Raw genomic sequence first — 14,460 nt, forward strand, 5'->3', positions numbered from 1 at the left:
CTCCGACACGTCAGCGCAGTGCGGTCACCGCTCCTGCGCCAGGAGCCAGTCCATCGCGTCGGGCACGGCATCGAGCACCGAGATGTGCCCTGCCCCCGCGCGGCGCCACAGCTGCGACGCGCGGATGCTGCGATGCAACCGCTCCGCGTGCTCGGGCGGAATCACCCGATCATCACTCCCCTGCACCAGGAGCACGGGCACACGAATGTCGGCGAGGTCGACGCCCCACGGCCGGGTGAAGGCGACATCGTCGTCGATGAGCCCGTCATCGCCCCACTCTCCGGACGCGCCCACATCCTCGCCGAGCGGCCCCCACCGCCCGTCAAGGGCGGCGTAGTCGGCGTCGGTGAAGCTGGTCGGCTCGAACACCTCGGTCTCGGCGAACAACGCCCGCGCATCGCGGCCGTCGCGGGCCGCGTGGAGACCGCCGGGCGCCGCCATGCCGCCCCACCACCCCGGGTCGTCCTCGAACGGCGCGATCCCGGCGAGGGTCGCGGCCGCCGTCACACGGTCGGGAAGGAGCGCAGCTCCGGCGAGCGCGTGCGGTCCTCCCCCGGAGGCGCCCAGGGTCGCGAACCGTTCGACACCGGCGGCATCCGCGACCGCCGCCGTGTCCGCCGCGGCGGACGCCACATCGCGCCCGATCCTCGGTGTCGACCCACCATAGGACGGGCGTGCGTAGGACAGCATCCGGATGCCGCGTGCCGCCGCCGCGTCGAGAATCGGCGACAGGACGCGCCCGGTCTGGGGAGAGCCGTGGAACCACATGATGACCGGGCCGCTTCCGCCCGAGTCGTACGCACGGAGCACTCTTCCATCGGCAAGCGGGACGTCGAGGGCAACGCTCATGGGCCGAGGCTAGCCGGAGAGCGGCGCGCATCCGATCCGAAACGCTCTCCGCGCCAAATCCCTCAGCGAACCCTCGCCACCGCCTCGCGCCGAACGTCGCGACCCCGCGCTGACCGACGATGCGCGATCGTCAACCCTCAGAACGCGGTGGTGATCGTCCCGTTCGCTTCGATGACCGCGCGCACCTCGTCACTCGTGAACGCCTTCTGCAACGCCGCCGTCGCGGCCGAATCGGCATCCTCGCCCCGCACCACGAGATTCAGCGCGAAGGTGTCGTCGAGTTCGGTGATCAGGCCATCGTCCTGCGGGTTCAGCCCGAGCGCCGAGATGTGCGACGGCCACTGGAAGACAAGGTCGGCTTCGTCGTACGCGGTGTTCAGCGCGCTGATCGCGACCTGCAGAAACTCGAGCTCTTTCGGGTTCTCGGTGATGTCGTCCGGGGTCGCCGCGTACGGGTCGATCGCCGGGTCGAGGGTGATGATGCCCTCGTTCGCGAGCAGCCGCAGCGCCCGCCCGGTGTTGGAGGGATCGTTCGGTATCGCGACGGTGGCGCCCGTCGGCAGGCCGTCGATGTCGGTCAGGGTCTTCGAGTAGAACGCGATGATGAAGTCGTACACGGGCTGGATGCCGACGAGCGTGCCGTCGTTGCCCGCATTGAACGATTCCATGTAGGGCACGTGCTGCGAGAAGTTCGCGTCGACGTCGCCGGCCTGCAGAATCGTGTTCGCGGTGACGTAGTCGGCGACCTCGACGAGCTCGATCTCGTAGCCGTCTTCGATCGCCTCGCCGGCGGCTTCGACGACATCCGTCATCGGTGACGTGACGGCCGCGACCTGGAGGGTCACGGTCTCGGCCTGGTTGGTGGTGGATGCCGCGCATCCCGACACGAGCAGGACAGAGGCGAGCAGCAGGCCGAGGCCGGGCAGGGACGAAGAGCGCATGGAGTTCCTTGTGGGTATCAACGGTGGTCGAGGCGGACGGAAATGCGGTGGCCGATCAGTTGGATCAGCAGCACGCAGACGATGATGATCGCGATGGTGAGGTACATCAGGGCGTTGTTGTACTCCTGGTAGCCGTAGCGCATGGCGAAGTCACCGATCCCCCCGCCACCCACGACCCCGAGCACGGTCGAGTACGACAGCAGGCTGATCGCGGCCGACGTGAGCGCGTAGACGAGACCGGAGCGCGCCTCGGGGAGGAAGAACTGGCCCACCGCTTGCGGCACCGTGGCGCCCATCGCGGTCGCAACACGGGAGATTCCGGGCGGCACTTCGAGCAGGATCTGTTCGACCAGGCGCGCGTAGATCGCGACCGCGACGAAGCACAACGGCAGGGTCGCGGCCTGCGTACCGAAGGTCGTCCCCATCACGAGACGGGTGAACGGGATGAGGAAGACAACCAGAAGCAGGAACGGGAACGAGCGGACGATGTTGATGTAGAGGTTCGCAACGCGCCACAGCGCGCGGTTCTCGGCGAAGCCGCCCGCGCGAGTGAGGAACACGGTCACCCCGAGGGGCAGCCCGATGACCACCGCGGCCACCAGCGAGACGACCAGCATGTAGCCGGTCTCGGCGAGCGCCTCGAGAATGTCGTCGCCGTACTCGGCGAGCAGGTCGGTGAGCCAGGTCACGGCAGGAGCTCCCGTTTGACCTGCTCGTAGTAGTCCGGCAGCGTCCGGTAGTCCGTCTTCTCGATACGGAACTCCTCGCGGAGCCGGCCGCGCTCGAAGAGCGCCACCCGATCGCAGATCGCTTTGACGACGTCGAGATCGTGGGTGATCACGATCACCGTCGTGCCGTAGCGCTCGCGGGCGCCTTCGAGCACGCGCAGCACCTCGGCCGTGGTCGACGTGTCGAGCGACGAGGTCGGCTCGTCGCAGAGCAGCAGTGACGGGCGCGTGATGAGCGCGCGGGCAAGACCGACGCGCTGCTGCTCTCCCCCGCTCAGCTGCGCCGGGTAGTGATCGGCGCGGTGCGTGAGTCCGACGAACGCGAGGATGTCATCGACGGCCTTTCGCTCTTCATCGCGTGACATCGCGTCGCTGGTTCCGCGCCGTAGCCGGAGCGGAAGCGCGACGTTGCGCCGCACCGTGCGGCTGGTGAGCAGGTCGATGCTCTGGAACACCACGCCGATGTCGCGGCGCAGGTCGCGCAGCGGCCCACGCGCGAGGGTTGCCACGGGCTGTCCGAGCACCGTCAGCGAGCCGGAGTCCGGCGACGTGAGTCCGTTGATCATCCGCAGGAACGTCGATTTGCCGGCGCCGCTCTCGCCGATGACGCCGAAGATCTCGCCGCGATCGATCGTCAGGGTGATGTCGTGGAGCGCGGGAGGTTCGTCCGCGTGATCGCCGAACGTCTTCGTGACGTCCGCGAATTCCACAACGGCAGTGCCCGATGTCGCCATCTCGTTTCGTGCTTCCCTTGCTCGGCGACCAGTGCAGCGCTGTTCTTGTACCGCGTCCAATTATAATCGAGGAATGAGCGTGAGGTACCGGACCGAGATCATCAACACCGACGGCGCCGACGGCTGGAGCCGGGTCGTCGGGGGCATGGACGTCCCGGTGTCCTCACCGTTGGGCACCGACCTCGATCCGGCGGCATCCAACCCGGAGCAGTTGCTGGCGCTCGCGTGGGCGACGTGCCTCAATGCGACCGCGCAGGTTCTTTTGAGCGGGGCCGCACGGACGGCTGTGCGTGTCGAGGTCGCGTTGGTGGATGCTGACCCCGGTCCGGGCTTCGAGTTCCAGGTGGATGCGTACCTCTCGCTCGAGGGCGGGAGCACGGCCGAAACCGAAGCGCTTCTCGCGGCAGCGGAGGCGCGATGCCCGGTGTCGAAGCTGTTGCGCGGGGCGACAACAGTCAGGGCCCACGCCGAGGCGTTTGCGGCCGTAGCGGGCTGAGACTTAGCCGCGTCGGGCGAGGTAGCCGGCCGTGATGGCGTAGACGGTGGTCAAGAGCGCGGTGACGCTGACGCGAACGATGTGGAAGGCATCCCACGTTCCGCCAGCCAGCGCGCTCCACAGGAACAGGCCGGCCCAGATCACCGTCAACACCACCGCGACGGTGGGCGAGGTGGTGGCGAGCCACCACGGCCGCTTACCCTGAGCCACGTTCGCAGAAGTCTGGTCTTCGGATGCGTCCATCACTTCACGGTTGCACGATGATCCAGGCGACACAACCGGGGCGCCGATAGATTGTCTTGCGATGACTGTTCTACGGGTCGGAACTCTGACACTCACTGCCGCGCTGGTCGCTCTCACACTGACACGGTGTGCGTTCGGGACTTCTGGCCAGGAGCCGACGCCCAAGGCGCAGACGCCGGCAGCCCGCCAGGATACCGAGGACCAGACCCCCTCGGCGAAGCCCGGCGACAACGTGAACCCTCTCAGCGGGCCGATCGGCGACCATCAATCAGTCGTCGATGAGGCGTGCGGCCCGAACCCTGCCGGCACCGACATGGGCCCTCGCTACGGCGCCAACGGCACGGTCACTGCATCCGATCCAGACGGACGGGCGACGATCTACACCGTCGCCGGCGGTGACTCGTACAAGGCCATCGTCGAGCGCTTCTGCCTGGACTCGCGCGCGTTCGCGACCATCAACTTCATCACGAACATCGGGCAGATCACGCAAGGCGAGGTGTACGCCTTCACCGAGGCAGCCGCCGTCGACGCGCGCCGGGCAGAAGGACTCGATTTCGCGGCGTGCCCGCGCACGCAGCAGGGGTACCCTATGCTCGCCTCGATCAATTGGGCGAGCCTCCCGAACTTCCACGCGGAAGCGACCGACATCGGGCGCCCGATCGACACCGGTGCCGCCGGCACCGCCCAGGGCGAGGTGCGCACGGGGCCCGACGGCACCCTGCTCGACTACACCGTCGCGTCGGGCGACACCTGGCGGGGAGTCGAAGACCGCTTCTGCATGGACACCTATTACGTGTCGTCTCTCACCGGACTGTTCGGTCAGTACCCGATGATCCACCCCGGAGACATCATCCCTTTGCAGCCGCGGCATCTGGAGATCGCCGTACGCTGAACGGAATGCGGACTGCCTTTCCCCCCGCGATAGCAGCGCGCATCCCGCCGCGGTGAAAGGGTTGATCACATGACAGTGATCATTGCCGGATGCGGCGACCTCGGCACCGAAGTCGGCCTGCGGTTCGCGGCGCAGGGACATCGCGTGGTCGGCATGCGCCGCAGAGCGGAACTGCTGAGAGCACCGATCGAGGGGCGCTCCGTGGATCTGCGCCGCGAGGTCCCCACGATCGATGGCGACACCACCGTCGTGGTGGTCGCGTTTGCCGCCGGGAGTCGCACCGCTGAGGCCTACCGCGAAACGTATGTGACCGGGCTCCGGCATGTGCTCGACGGCATCGAGGCGTCGCAGGCAGACCCTCGCCTGCTTGTGGTCTCGTCGACGGCGGCCTACGACGTCGACGGCGGCGCGACGGTGACCGAGTCCACTCCCGCCACGGGAGGCACGGCCACCGCCGACGTGTTGCTCGAAGCCGAAGAGCTCCTGCACTCACGGGCTCCGAACGCGACGCTGGTGAGACTGTCAGGCATTTATGGTCCTGGGCGCGAGCGGCTCATCGAGCAGGTGCGCTCAGGCACCGCCCGCCTCGCGGCACCCGCTGCGTCGCCGCATACGAACCGCATCCATCGTGATGATGCCGCTGCTGCTCTCGTGCACCTCGCCGGTCTCGACGCTCCCCCACCGCTCGTGCTGGGTAGCGATGACGAGCCGGCGCGGCTGGATGAGGTGCTGCGCTTTCTCGCCGCGGAGATGGGCGTTGCTCCGCCGGCTCAGGGTGAGGCGACCGGGCGGCAGTCCGCCGGCGACAAGCGGATCTCCAACGCCCTCCTGCGCTCGACAGGGTTTTCGTTCAGGTATCCGAGCTTCCGCGAGGGCTACCGTGCGGTGCTCGCGGGCGGTGGCGGGCGGCATCCGTGAGCGCGACGGTATGCGTCGAACCGCATAGATACCCCTGGAGGGATTCGAAAACGAGATTGAGCATTCTGCATAGCGACTCATAGCCACAACTTCCGCGGAATTACGCGGATTTTCAGAACCTCGACGACATCAACCTACGTCCGAAAACAACTGGTTTGAAATGATGTACGGGCAAAAAACGGGCAAAATATGACCGCTGACCGGGCCTGTTCTAAGCCCCTTCATTCTGTCACATTTGCCCTCAAATTTGGAAGCCGCAAGTTTGAGCACTTTGATACGTTCACCCGCGTCCCGCAGGTGCACGTGAAGCAATATGCTCAGCATTGTCACAGACCGCGCGATGGCCGGTCCAGGGCTCCAGGACCGCCGCATTGCGGCGTCGTGGGACCAGAGGAGAACGGGTCGATCGCTGGTGCCCTCCGGGGCTCCTGCAGGCGGATCTCCGGCGCGATACCGAGCTCGCGCGCCCGACTCATGAGGCGCGTGGCGGTGCTCTGACTGATCTTCAGGGTGTCGGCGACGAGCTTGAGCGGCGGGAAGCTGAGCGCGGTGCCGACGCGATAGACCGCGACCGCATCGTCGACGGCGTCGGCCGTCGTCCGGTCGTCGCGCTCGAGTTGCTCCCCGAGGAACTCCTGAGCTCCGACGGCCTTCCCGTCCTCGGTCTCGACCGTGACGACGTCGAGCGCGGACCGCGCCAGGATCCAGTGCGTGCGCACTTCACGGAGCATCTGACTCGTGATGTCGACACCAGCCTCCGTGCGCTCGACCGCAGCGAACGCGACAACAGGCCGCCCGAGCGCCGCATCCCACTCCACCCGCGCAGTGATCGCGCCGGCGACGTTCTGCTCCCCCACGACGCGCACATGCCACGTACGCGGCACACTCACCCCACTGCCGAGCTGCACACGATCGTCGCTGATGTCATACGCCTCTAGCTGTGCCATGACGCCACTATTCCACGGCTTCACACGTTTAGCGAAGAAGAGTGTCGATCTTGGCTCACGACTGTGGTAGCTTGCGACGAAAGATGACCGTCAATGATGGCTCACGAAAGGGATGGATCAATGAATCGATCACAGGATTGCCTCGCGCTGACCATGAAGGATGCCGCCAAGCTCGTTGGCGTCGACTACCGCACGATCAAGCTCGGCATCGAGAGTGGGACGATCCCCACGATCCAGCTCGGCCCACGACGGATGATCCCCCGCATCCCGCTGCTGCGCGCGTTCGGGATCAAGGTCTAACCCGTCGCCGACTTGCGGGACGAGCGATGGCGGGCGCCACGCACGCTCGGGATCCTTTATCCAGGCGTTGCGCTCTAACGGGACGTCTACGTACGCTGGCATCCCTCTGGCGCCAATGGAAGTGGTCCACCGCGTGGCAACGGCGCGGCTCCCCATGGACGATAATCGGCGTGTGTATGGGGAACGACTCGCGCGCTGGGAGCGCGCCGTGGAATGGCCGCTAACGATCGCGGCGTGCGCGTTCCTTGCGGCCTATGCCACACAGATTCTTGCCAAGCCTCAAGGTGCGCTTGAGGCCGTCGCCGAAGTGGTGCTGTGGCTGACGTGGGCGGTGTTCCTCGTTGACTACGTCGTGCGGCTGACCCTCGCCGACCGTCGGTGGCAATGGTTCTATCGTCACCTGCTGGACCTCGCGATCGTCGCGCTGCCCATGCTTCGTCCGCTCCGTCTGATGCGATTCCTCACGGTCCTCGCCCTCATCCAGCGCACGACCGGTTCGATGCTTCGCGGCAAGGTCGCGATCTATACCGTCGGCGCCACGGTTCTCACGGTCTTCCTCGCGGGACTTGCCGTATTGGACGCCGAGCAGAACAGCGGTGGATCGATCAAGAACTTTGCCGACGCGATCTGGTGGGCCTTCGTCACCATCACCACCGTGGGTTACGGCGACTACTACCCCGTGACCGTCACGGGAAGAATCGTGGCCGTCGGCCTGATGATCGGCGGGATCGCCCTGATCGGTGTCGTCACCGCCACGCTGGCATCGTGGATCGTCGAACGCGTGTCACTCGAGGCCGAGAGGACAGCCATCGCGACCGAATCCCAAGTCGAATCGCTCCGCGCAGAAGTCGCCGAGCTCAAGGACATGATCCGCGCCCTCGACTCGGCTCATTGACCCGAGCGATTGACCAACGACTTCATCAAGCGGTCCTGTTTTCCTATGTGGTGATGATCGCAGTGCGCGTCCACCGACGCGTTCCATCGCGATCACTGAACAGCCGCACCGTACGCCGGCGGACGCTCTCAAAATCAGTATCCTTTGAAAGCTGCGCACTGGGTTTGGCGCCGCAGAACTGGGATCATCATGGGCGCCGAGGATGGCGACGTCAAGTATCAGACGCAGACAGTTAAGGCAGTCCGCGGCATGGAAACGCGCACCGCCGCGAAGTGGCGGGCGCAGGGCTGGGAGCTCGTGTCCACTAACACGGGCAAGATCAGCAGCGAACTCACAATCCGTCGGCCGAAACCGAAGACGCCGTGGATCCTTTACGGCGCGCTGGTCGCCATCGTCGTCGTGTTGATCGCGGTGTTGATAATCATGAACGCCCTGAGGGGCGACGACTCGACTGCTGAGCCCGCTGAGACTCCGTCATCCACTGCCACGGCCACGGCCACCATCGACGCTACTCCCAGCGAGACGCCTCCAAGTGAGCCGACACCGACGAACTCCGCGGCTCCGGCGTTTATCACCTCGGAGAACAACCCGGAGTTCGCGGCGCTGCTCGCCCTCACTGACTATTGCTCGCCTGACATCGCCGCGTTCGCATCAGCACATGCAGGCGGGACCGTCGAGTTCAACGGCCACATCGGCGCGATGAACTCGCACGACGGGGCGAGCACGCGCTACGACTTCCTGATCGGAGCCGGCGACTTCAGCGAAATCTCCGCACCGGGTCCCTCCTTCCAGTATCGAGACGTGAACGCTACCTCCGACCTGCACTGGACGGGTGCGCAACCCGACAGCGTCGGCGTGGGCAGCAACTTGCACTTCGTAGCGACGATTGACCACTACGAGGAGAGCAGTTGCCTGTTCCTACTGGACCCCGTCCAGACTTCGTGGCGTTGAGGCAGGCCGAGCTGTAATCGCGGACGCGCAAACTCGCGGTAGACACGTTTCCTCGCGTGACACACAGTGGAGCCGACCACCAAGCCCACTTCCACGGCAATGAAACCCGCGCAGCTCACTGCCAGTAGCCTCAATCGGTCGTGACTGACCACCGAACGGCCGGAACCGGCGCCCGATGTCGCGCCGCTCTTGACGCTGCCCGCTACCACCGACGAGGCGCTCCCCACGCTGAACTCTCGATATGCACGCCGAGCCGGTCAACGTGCGTTGGGGTCGTCGGCATCGCTCCGGGGCGGCGATCCACGGTAGCGACGGACGCGAGTACCCCGCCCGGGCCGATACGATGCCGATCATGTCGCTGACTCCGCAACAGGAAGGCCGCATCGCCTGGGAGCTCAGCGTCTATGACGGCCATCGTGATGCTTACAAGAACAACGCCAAGGATCTCAAGCAGCGGATAACTGACGCGCTGAACGAAGACCCGCGCATACGCGTGCACGCGATCACCTGGCGTGTAAAGGACCGCGATTCCTTCGAGCGGAAGCTCCGCAAGAAGCTCAGGACTGAGCCTGCTCTGATCATCGAGGATGTCATCGGGTTGCGGATTATCACGTACTTTCGCGACGACGCGCCGTGGGTAGAACAAGCTTTGCGCAGCAAACTGAACGTGCGCGAAGGCACCTACGTAAATAAAGCCGAAACCCTCGACGACACCGAGTTCGGGTATCGGTCGATCCAGTTCGTTGCGACAATGCCGTGGGCCTCGGGCAATGAAGACCTCCCGGAACTGCTCAGGGCCAGCGTCCGTCAGCCACCGTTGTCGCCGGCGGTGGTCGAGATCCAGATCCGCAGTGTCGTCGAACACGCGTGGGCGGAGATCGAGCATGACCTGTCCTATCAAGCTCTCGGTCCTGTCAGTCGGTCGGTTCGTCGACGTTTCGCGCTGACGGCGGCTCTGGTGGAGAACGTCGATGAGCAGCTGATCTCGATCCGTAATGAAGTCACGCTCGATCGCCCCACAGGGTCCCGCGACGACACAGGCGCGGGCTTTGACTTCCAGCGCATCATCGAGACGGACCGCGCCTCGCGCGCACTCGACCGGCAGATCGCCTCTGCGCTGGATCTGCCGCTGGAGAAGCCGCTCAACTTCCGGAGAGAAGTGACTAGAGCACTAAAAGTAGCGGGCTTGCTAACGACGTCGAAAATCAACGCAGCGCTGGCAGAACAGAACGGCGCACTCGGGCTTCGCATGGCGATCGTCTGCGCCAGCGTCGAGAGACCACTTCTGTCGCCCGACGCGGTTCACGGACACGAGATCCCCATTGCCGCATTCCCCGGTATCGGCCTCTACTGGACCGCACTTGCCCTCGTGCACAGGTATCGGGATCCTGTGTGGCCGATTGACTCGCTCAGCGACGGGCGTCTTCAGGAGTACATTGACGTCGGTAAGTACCTTCTCGAGCATCCAAACGAGTCTGCGGTCAGCATCCGCGACAGATACAGGGCGCAGGCCTATCCTGCTGGCACACACATCAGCGCTGTCCACGCGTTGGATCTCGACCTGTAGGGCTCCGTCGTCACCGGGTCGCGTAGTGAAGGGCTGAACTCTGGGGCCGGGCGCTCTCAATCGTGGTCGAGGGTCCAGTACGTCCCAAACGATCCCTAAGCGGGCAGTGCGCGATAGAGGCACGTTGCGGGCGTGACCGCGCCCGCAACACCGCGATCCGCTAACGACTTAGCAGAAAGCCCCGGAGCAGTTCACCTTCCGGGGCTCTCTGACGTATTCAAGGCCTACGCGGCCGCCAGTCCCCGCTCGTAACGGTCGAGGATCTTCCCGAGTCGCTGAATGCTGGTTTCCCCGCGGTGCTGCGCGGCGTACTCGAGAACGATGGCACGGTCGTACTCGCCGAGCGCCGCGAGCTCCTTGAGGTGCGCAGTGGTCAGGGTTTCGGCGATGGAGTCGTGCCAACCGTTGTACCCCTCCCAGACGATGCCCTCCAGCGCCTTCAGCCCGGATTCAGACAAGTCCGCGTTCATGACCTCGCCGGTGACGACGTTGTAAGCGCCCACGAGCTTCGCCCAGGCGTCGAAGCGCTCGCTGGGCCACTCGACAAGCACGACGATGTTCTGGCGGCCGTGTAGCTTCTGCATGACCTTGCGGGTCGGGCACCAGGCGATCACGACACCGTTCTCCCCGACGAAACCAGAGCGCTCGGTGACGACTGTCAGCTTCTTGAACTCATCGTGATACGCCGCATTCGACTTCAACGGGCAGAGAATCGTCGGGCGCACCTTGTAGTGCTGTGCGACATAGAGCCCGATCGCTTTGCCGCCCTCGATCGTGTCTAGCCTGCCGTCTCCGACCCACGGGACGTAGAGGTACGGGTGCTTAAGGTACTCGGGATCGATGCCGCCCATCAACGGCTCCAATCGATCGGCGCTGGAGCCATCGCGATCCGGGTGTTGTCCGAGATCAGTTGCGCCCAGTCCGACAACTCCGGGTCGGTGATCGAGCCGTCGTACCCGGCGAACAGCGCCTGCAGCGCAGGCTTGATCTCTACGACCGGGCGACCGGCGTATTGCTCGCGGAGACGCTCGAGGTCGCGGGTCTGCTCCGCGGCCACATTGGTGACCGCATCCTCGGCGATCTTGCGAAAGGCATCTTCGTTGAAGGAGGCGGAACTACTCATGATGGTGCTGCTTTCTCGCCCCTCGGGTGGGCGAAAGCCGCGAGAGTGAAAGCGAACCACGACGCGCCTCGTCACGTGAAGCGTAGGCAGGGAGGGCCAGCCGGAACGAAGTCCAGCTGGCCCCATGGGCCTTAGCCCTTGCCGAGCGTCGAGCCGGCCTTCGACTTGGCCGGCTTGCTCGACGAGTTGGACGCGAGGGTCCGTCCCGCCTTGCTCAGCGAGGCCTTCGAGGGCTTCCCGGACGACCGTGACGATGCCTTCGTCATGATGCTTCCTTCCTGCGGAGAGGGAAGCAGATCCCCGCCGGCCAGGCGTGCCGCCCGGCGTTTGGTCGAGGCCATCTGGGCCTCTAGAGTCGAGGAGTCCACCAAGACACCTCAGCCCCGATCTGCTGCAACTTCCGAGCCCCGCTCGAGTTTCAGCGATCGGGGCTTCTTGCTTGCCCTTCAACTCTAAGCACACGCTCCGACAACGGCCTAACGAACGCATGGATAGGTATGTGGACAACTTGTGGAGAAACGTCGCGTAGATGGCCTTTCAGGGGGCTTAGAGAGCAGATTCTGTGGAGAGAACGATCCCCGCGAACTACATACATGTAATTCGAGCGGTCCCCGAGCCGCGAATTCACGCGGAAGATGACCGCCCGACTCCTTCTCCACAGAGGTTGCGTGCAGAAGCTGACAACAAATGTGGTCGCCGGGCTCGTTAAAGACATGTCGGATGGTGACACTCGGCTAAAGAAACGGCCGAAGCTCGTCCTTGCTGGCGTCGGGATGTCGGGCAGAACCTGGTGGGAGCTGGGAAGTGGATCCGCTGCGTCGACCTTCCCCAACACCTCGCGCAGGTACTCCTCGGTCGCGACGCGGGCCCCTCAATCGATCTGGTTGGTCAGTCCGCCAACGCGCCCAGGCTTGCTCGGAGGGGCGATCCTCGAACGCACAGTTGACGAAGGCGCACCTCGATCGAGCATCGACGTGGTGGGAGGGTCAGCGCGAGCTTATGTCCAGCCAGCCGGCAGGCCATAAGCAGCTACTTCACCATCGCTTCAGCGTCGTCGAGAAGCTGCTGAACGCGCGCCTGGTTCTTGAACACGTTGCCCGGATACGCATTGTCTGGGAAGACGGCGGTCAGCGCCTTTAGCAGGAGCGTCGCCTTGGCCTCGACGCCAGCCAGCACCGCACTAAATTCAGCGGACGGATTGGCGAGGACGCTGGACCCTATCTCTCGCATGATGACGTGCGCAATGACTCGTCGCGCGTGGATCGCGACCCCAGCCTCGACGCCGTCCGTGTCGACCTCGTGAGAATCGAGCACGCGATCGACCTCTGCCGTAACTGCCACCGCCCGGGACAACGCCAGAGGGTCAGTCGCCGAGTTGAATAGTGCCGAGTAGACCGGGCCCTCAGAGAAGAGGCGCGACACTTCGCGTTTGGCGATGATCGCGTAGTTGAGCTTCGGATGTGAGCACGCGAGCGCAACTGCCGCGTCACGAATCTCAATCACCTTGTTTGGATCGCTCGACCGCGGCACCTCAGCGGAGCGAACGATGTACTCGAACCCCAACACTTGGAGTTCCCTCGCCAACCGATGCTGTTGCTCGTCCAGGAAAGCGAAGTCCTGACTTGAAACCTCATTCTGCGTGTTCGCGTACCTCGTGATGCTCTGCCCGAGGCCCTCTTCCCCTTCCGGCACCTCGATGCAACGAACGATTACGTACGCACCTCCGAGATTCGCCTCGAATTCGCCACCACGGACGGCACCAAGCGTCGACACCGTCTGAGCCCCATTGACAATGCTCGCGCCCGACAGTTTGAAGTACCCGACGTCACGGCTGAGAGCGCCGCCCAGTCCCAATTCGATCGAGCGCGCGAGGATCGTGATTCCGTTGTTGTAGTAGGAGAAGTTCTCTGGCTCGCTCTGTATCGTCTGCAGAATCCCATCGTTGATGTCAGAACGTGGAATCACGACCCGAATATTGTCGGCGAACAGGTCGGCCCCGTGGTCGCTAAACCACTCTGCAACCTGGGCAGCGCTCACTCTTCCGTAGTACATCTTCTGAGGCTCGGCCGACTTGCCCCAGTCAAGAATCTGAAGTTCGATGTCCACCGACGGTCGATCGCGTTCAGCGATGGCGTTGAAAAGAGCTGACTGTCCCAAATGTCGGTGGAGTGCCATCGGCTCGGTCCCAGGCAGATCGTTGAGCGATGCTAGGAGCTCCTCGATTGGTTGAGAAACCTCCGCACTCAGCGGCTCCGAGGCCGTAGTGACGGTAACGAGTCGGATTCGAGCGCCCGGTGTCCTAAGCAGCGACTGAACGGCCTGCCGCATCTCCTCCGTCGCGTGCACCGGTTCGCCTTCCACGCGCATTCCGAGAAGCGAGCGGACACCTTGAAGGAACTTCAACACGTCGCCGAGCGCCATGGAACCCGTGCCGTCCTGCCGCCACTTCGACTGAACGAAGACGACTTCCTTCATGGTCGTATTCACCCCGACAGCGTCGATACCTCGGTCCTCGCCACCGTCGGTCACCTCGACCGTCGAAGAGGACTCGTCAGCGTCGCCAAGAGTTAGTTCGAGTGCCCACAGAGCCAGCAAGCGTGAAAGATTATTGACGTCATCTAGCCCGTCGATCCAGTGGTCTGACTCGTAGAGATCACGAACGTAGGTCTCGATCTGGCTGACGTGGAATCTGCTCAACTGTTTCTGATCCTCAGCTCATGCCCATTAACGGGCGACGGTCGACACGCTGCGCCTGCAAGGCGCGTACAGGTGCGAACTGGCTCCTATGGGATTCTATTGTCGGCAAGCCACGCCGCGCTGACCGGTTGCTGCTATCGCCAGGTGGCACACCCTTTCGTGTCCGTGACGATGGCAAG

Annotated in this window: 17 protein-coding genes; 7 read left to right on the plus strand and 10 right to left on the minus strand. The window is 64.4% G+C overall.

Annotated features, from left to right (window positions below; genetic code table 11):
* Window positions 1-24: 24 nt before the first annotated feature.
* From N4R40_RS01415 to N4R40_RS01430, 4 genes are all read right to left on the minus strand, one after another.
* Window positions 25-849, minus strand: a complete 825-nt coding sequence (locus N4R40_RS01415) for an alpha/beta fold hydrolase (RefSeq protein WP_261605584.1) — start codon at window positions 847-849, stop codon at window positions 25-27.
* Between the two features lie 137 nt (window positions 850-986).
* A complete protein-coding gene (locus N4R40_RS01420) occupies window positions 987-1,790 on the minus strand; it encodes a MetQ/NlpA family ABC transporter substrate-binding protein (protein ID WP_261605585.1) in 804 nt (267 codons plus the stop codon).
* 17 nt (window positions 1,791-1,807) lie between these two features.
* On the minus strand, window positions 1,808-2,479 hold the full coding sequence (locus N4R40_RS01425) for a methionine ABC transporter permease (protein WP_261605586.1): 672 nt from the start codon (window positions 2,477-2,479) through the stop codon (window positions 1,808-1,810).
* Window positions 2,476-3,252, minus strand: a complete 777-nt coding sequence (locus tag N4R40_RS01430) for a methionine ABC transporter ATP-binding protein (RefSeq protein WP_261605587.1) — start codon at window positions 3,250-3,252, stop codon at window positions 2,476-2,478. The genes N4R40_RS01425 and N4R40_RS01430 overlap by 4 nt, the downstream gene beginning before the upstream one ends.
* A 73-nt stretch (window positions 3,253-3,325) precedes the next feature.
* Between N4R40_RS01430 and N4R40_RS01435 the strand changes: the two genes are divergently transcribed.
* On the plus strand, window positions 3,326-3,748 hold the full coding sequence (locus N4R40_RS01435; RefSeq protein WP_261605588.1) for an OsmC family protein: 423 nt from the start codon (window positions 3,326-3,328) through the stop codon (window positions 3,746-3,748).
* 3 nt (window positions 3,749-3,751) lie between these two features.
* Here the strand turns inward: N4R40_RS01435 and N4R40_RS01440 are convergent, their stop codons facing one another.
* Window positions 3,752-3,991: a hypothetical protein gene (locus tag N4R40_RS01440; protein WP_261605589.1), complete on the minus strand. Its 240-nt coding sequence runs from the start codon at window positions 3,989-3,991 to the stop codon at window positions 3,752-3,754.
* A 61-nt stretch (window positions 3,992-4,052) separates the two neighbouring features.
* On the opposite strand from N4R40_RS01440, the gene N4R40_RS01445 reads away from it, so the two are divergent.
* Window positions 4,053-4,883 carry a hypothetical protein gene (locus N4R40_RS01445; RefSeq protein WP_261605590.1) on the plus strand — a complete coding sequence of 277 codons (831 nt, stop codon included), beginning with the start codon at window positions 4,053-4,055 and terminating at the stop codon, window positions 4,881-4,883.
* A 69-nt stretch (window positions 4,884-4,952) separates the two neighbouring features.
* On the plus strand, window positions 4,953-5,801 hold the full coding sequence (locus tag N4R40_RS01450) for a Rossmann-fold NAD(P)-binding domain-containing protein (protein WP_261605591.1): 849 nt from the start codon (window positions 4,953-4,955) through the stop codon (window positions 5,799-5,801).
* 326 nt (window positions 5,802-6,127) lie between these two features.
* Here N4R40_RS01450 and N4R40_RS01455 read toward each other — a convergent pair whose 3' ends face one another.
* Window positions 6,128-6,748: a hypothetical protein gene (locus N4R40_RS01455; RefSeq protein ID WP_261605592.1), complete on the minus strand. Its 621-nt coding sequence runs from the start codon at window positions 6,746-6,748 to the stop codon at window positions 6,128-6,130.
* A gap of 120 nt (window positions 6,749-6,868) precedes the next feature.
* Here N4R40_RS01455 and N4R40_RS01460 point away from each other — a divergent pair, with 120 nt between their 5' ends.
* The 4 genes from N4R40_RS01460 (at window position 6,869) to N4R40_RS01475 (ending at window position 10,461) form a co-directional block, all read left to right on the plus strand.
* The gene (locus N4R40_RS01460) at window positions 6,869-7,048 is read left to right on the plus strand and encodes a MerR family transcriptional regulator (protein WP_261605593.1); all 180 of its coding nucleotides are present in this window, start codon (window positions 6,869-6,871) and stop codon (window positions 7,046-7,048) included.
* Between the two features lie 208 nt (window positions 7,049-7,256).
* Complete coding sequence (locus N4R40_RS01465) at window positions 7,257-7,943, plus strand: potassium channel family protein (RefSeq protein ID WP_261605594.1); 687 nt, start codon at window positions 7,257-7,259, stop codon at window positions 7,941-7,943.
* A 189-nt stretch (window positions 7,944-8,132) separates the two neighbouring features.
* Window positions 8,133-8,894 (plus strand): DUF4839 domain-containing protein, encoded by a 762-nt coding sequence (locus N4R40_RS01470; RefSeq protein WP_261605595.1) that lies wholly within the window; start codon window positions 8,133-8,135, stop codon window positions 8,892-8,894.
* 241 nt (window positions 8,895-9,135) lie between these two features.
* A complete protein-coding gene (locus N4R40_RS01475) occupies window positions 9,136-10,461 on the plus strand; it encodes a GTP pyrophosphokinase (RefSeq protein WP_261605596.1) in 1,326 nt (441 codons plus the stop codon).
* Window positions 10,462-10,685: 224 nt separating this feature from the next.
* Here N4R40_RS01475 and N4R40_RS01480 read toward each other — a convergent pair whose 3' ends face one another.
* The 4 genes from N4R40_RS01480 to N4R40_RS01495 all read right to left on the minus strand — a co-directional run bounded on the left by N4R40_RS01480 (window position 10,686) and on the right by N4R40_RS01495 (window position 14,281).
* Window positions 10,686-11,312, minus strand: a complete 627-nt coding sequence (locus tag N4R40_RS01480) for a hypothetical protein (protein ID WP_261605597.1) — start codon at window positions 11,310-11,312, stop codon at window positions 10,686-10,688.
* On the minus strand, window positions 11,312-11,584 hold the full coding sequence (locus N4R40_RS01485) for a hypothetical protein (RefSeq protein ID WP_261605598.1): 273 nt from the start codon (window positions 11,582-11,584) through the stop codon (window positions 11,312-11,314). The genes N4R40_RS01480 and N4R40_RS01485 overlap by 1 nt, the downstream gene beginning before the upstream one ends.
* A 131-nt stretch (window positions 11,585-11,715) precedes the next feature.
* Complete coding sequence (locus tag N4R40_RS01490) at window positions 11,716-11,925, minus strand: hypothetical protein (RefSeq protein WP_261605599.1); 210 nt, start codon at window positions 11,923-11,925, stop codon at window positions 11,716-11,718.
* A 688-nt stretch (window positions 11,926-12,613) separates the two neighbouring features.
* Window positions 12,614-14,281 (minus strand): AIPR family protein, encoded by a 1,668-nt coding sequence (locus tag N4R40_RS01495; RefSeq protein ID WP_261605600.1) that lies wholly within the window; start codon window positions 14,279-14,281, stop codon window positions 12,614-12,616.
* Window positions 14,282-14,460: the final 179 nt, after the last annotated feature.

The sequence above is a fragment of the Microbacterium memoriense genome (assembly GCF_025398275.1).
Taxonomy (GTDB): Bacteria; Actinomycetota; Actinomycetes; order Actinomycetales; family Microbacteriaceae; genus Microbacterium; species Microbacterium memoriense.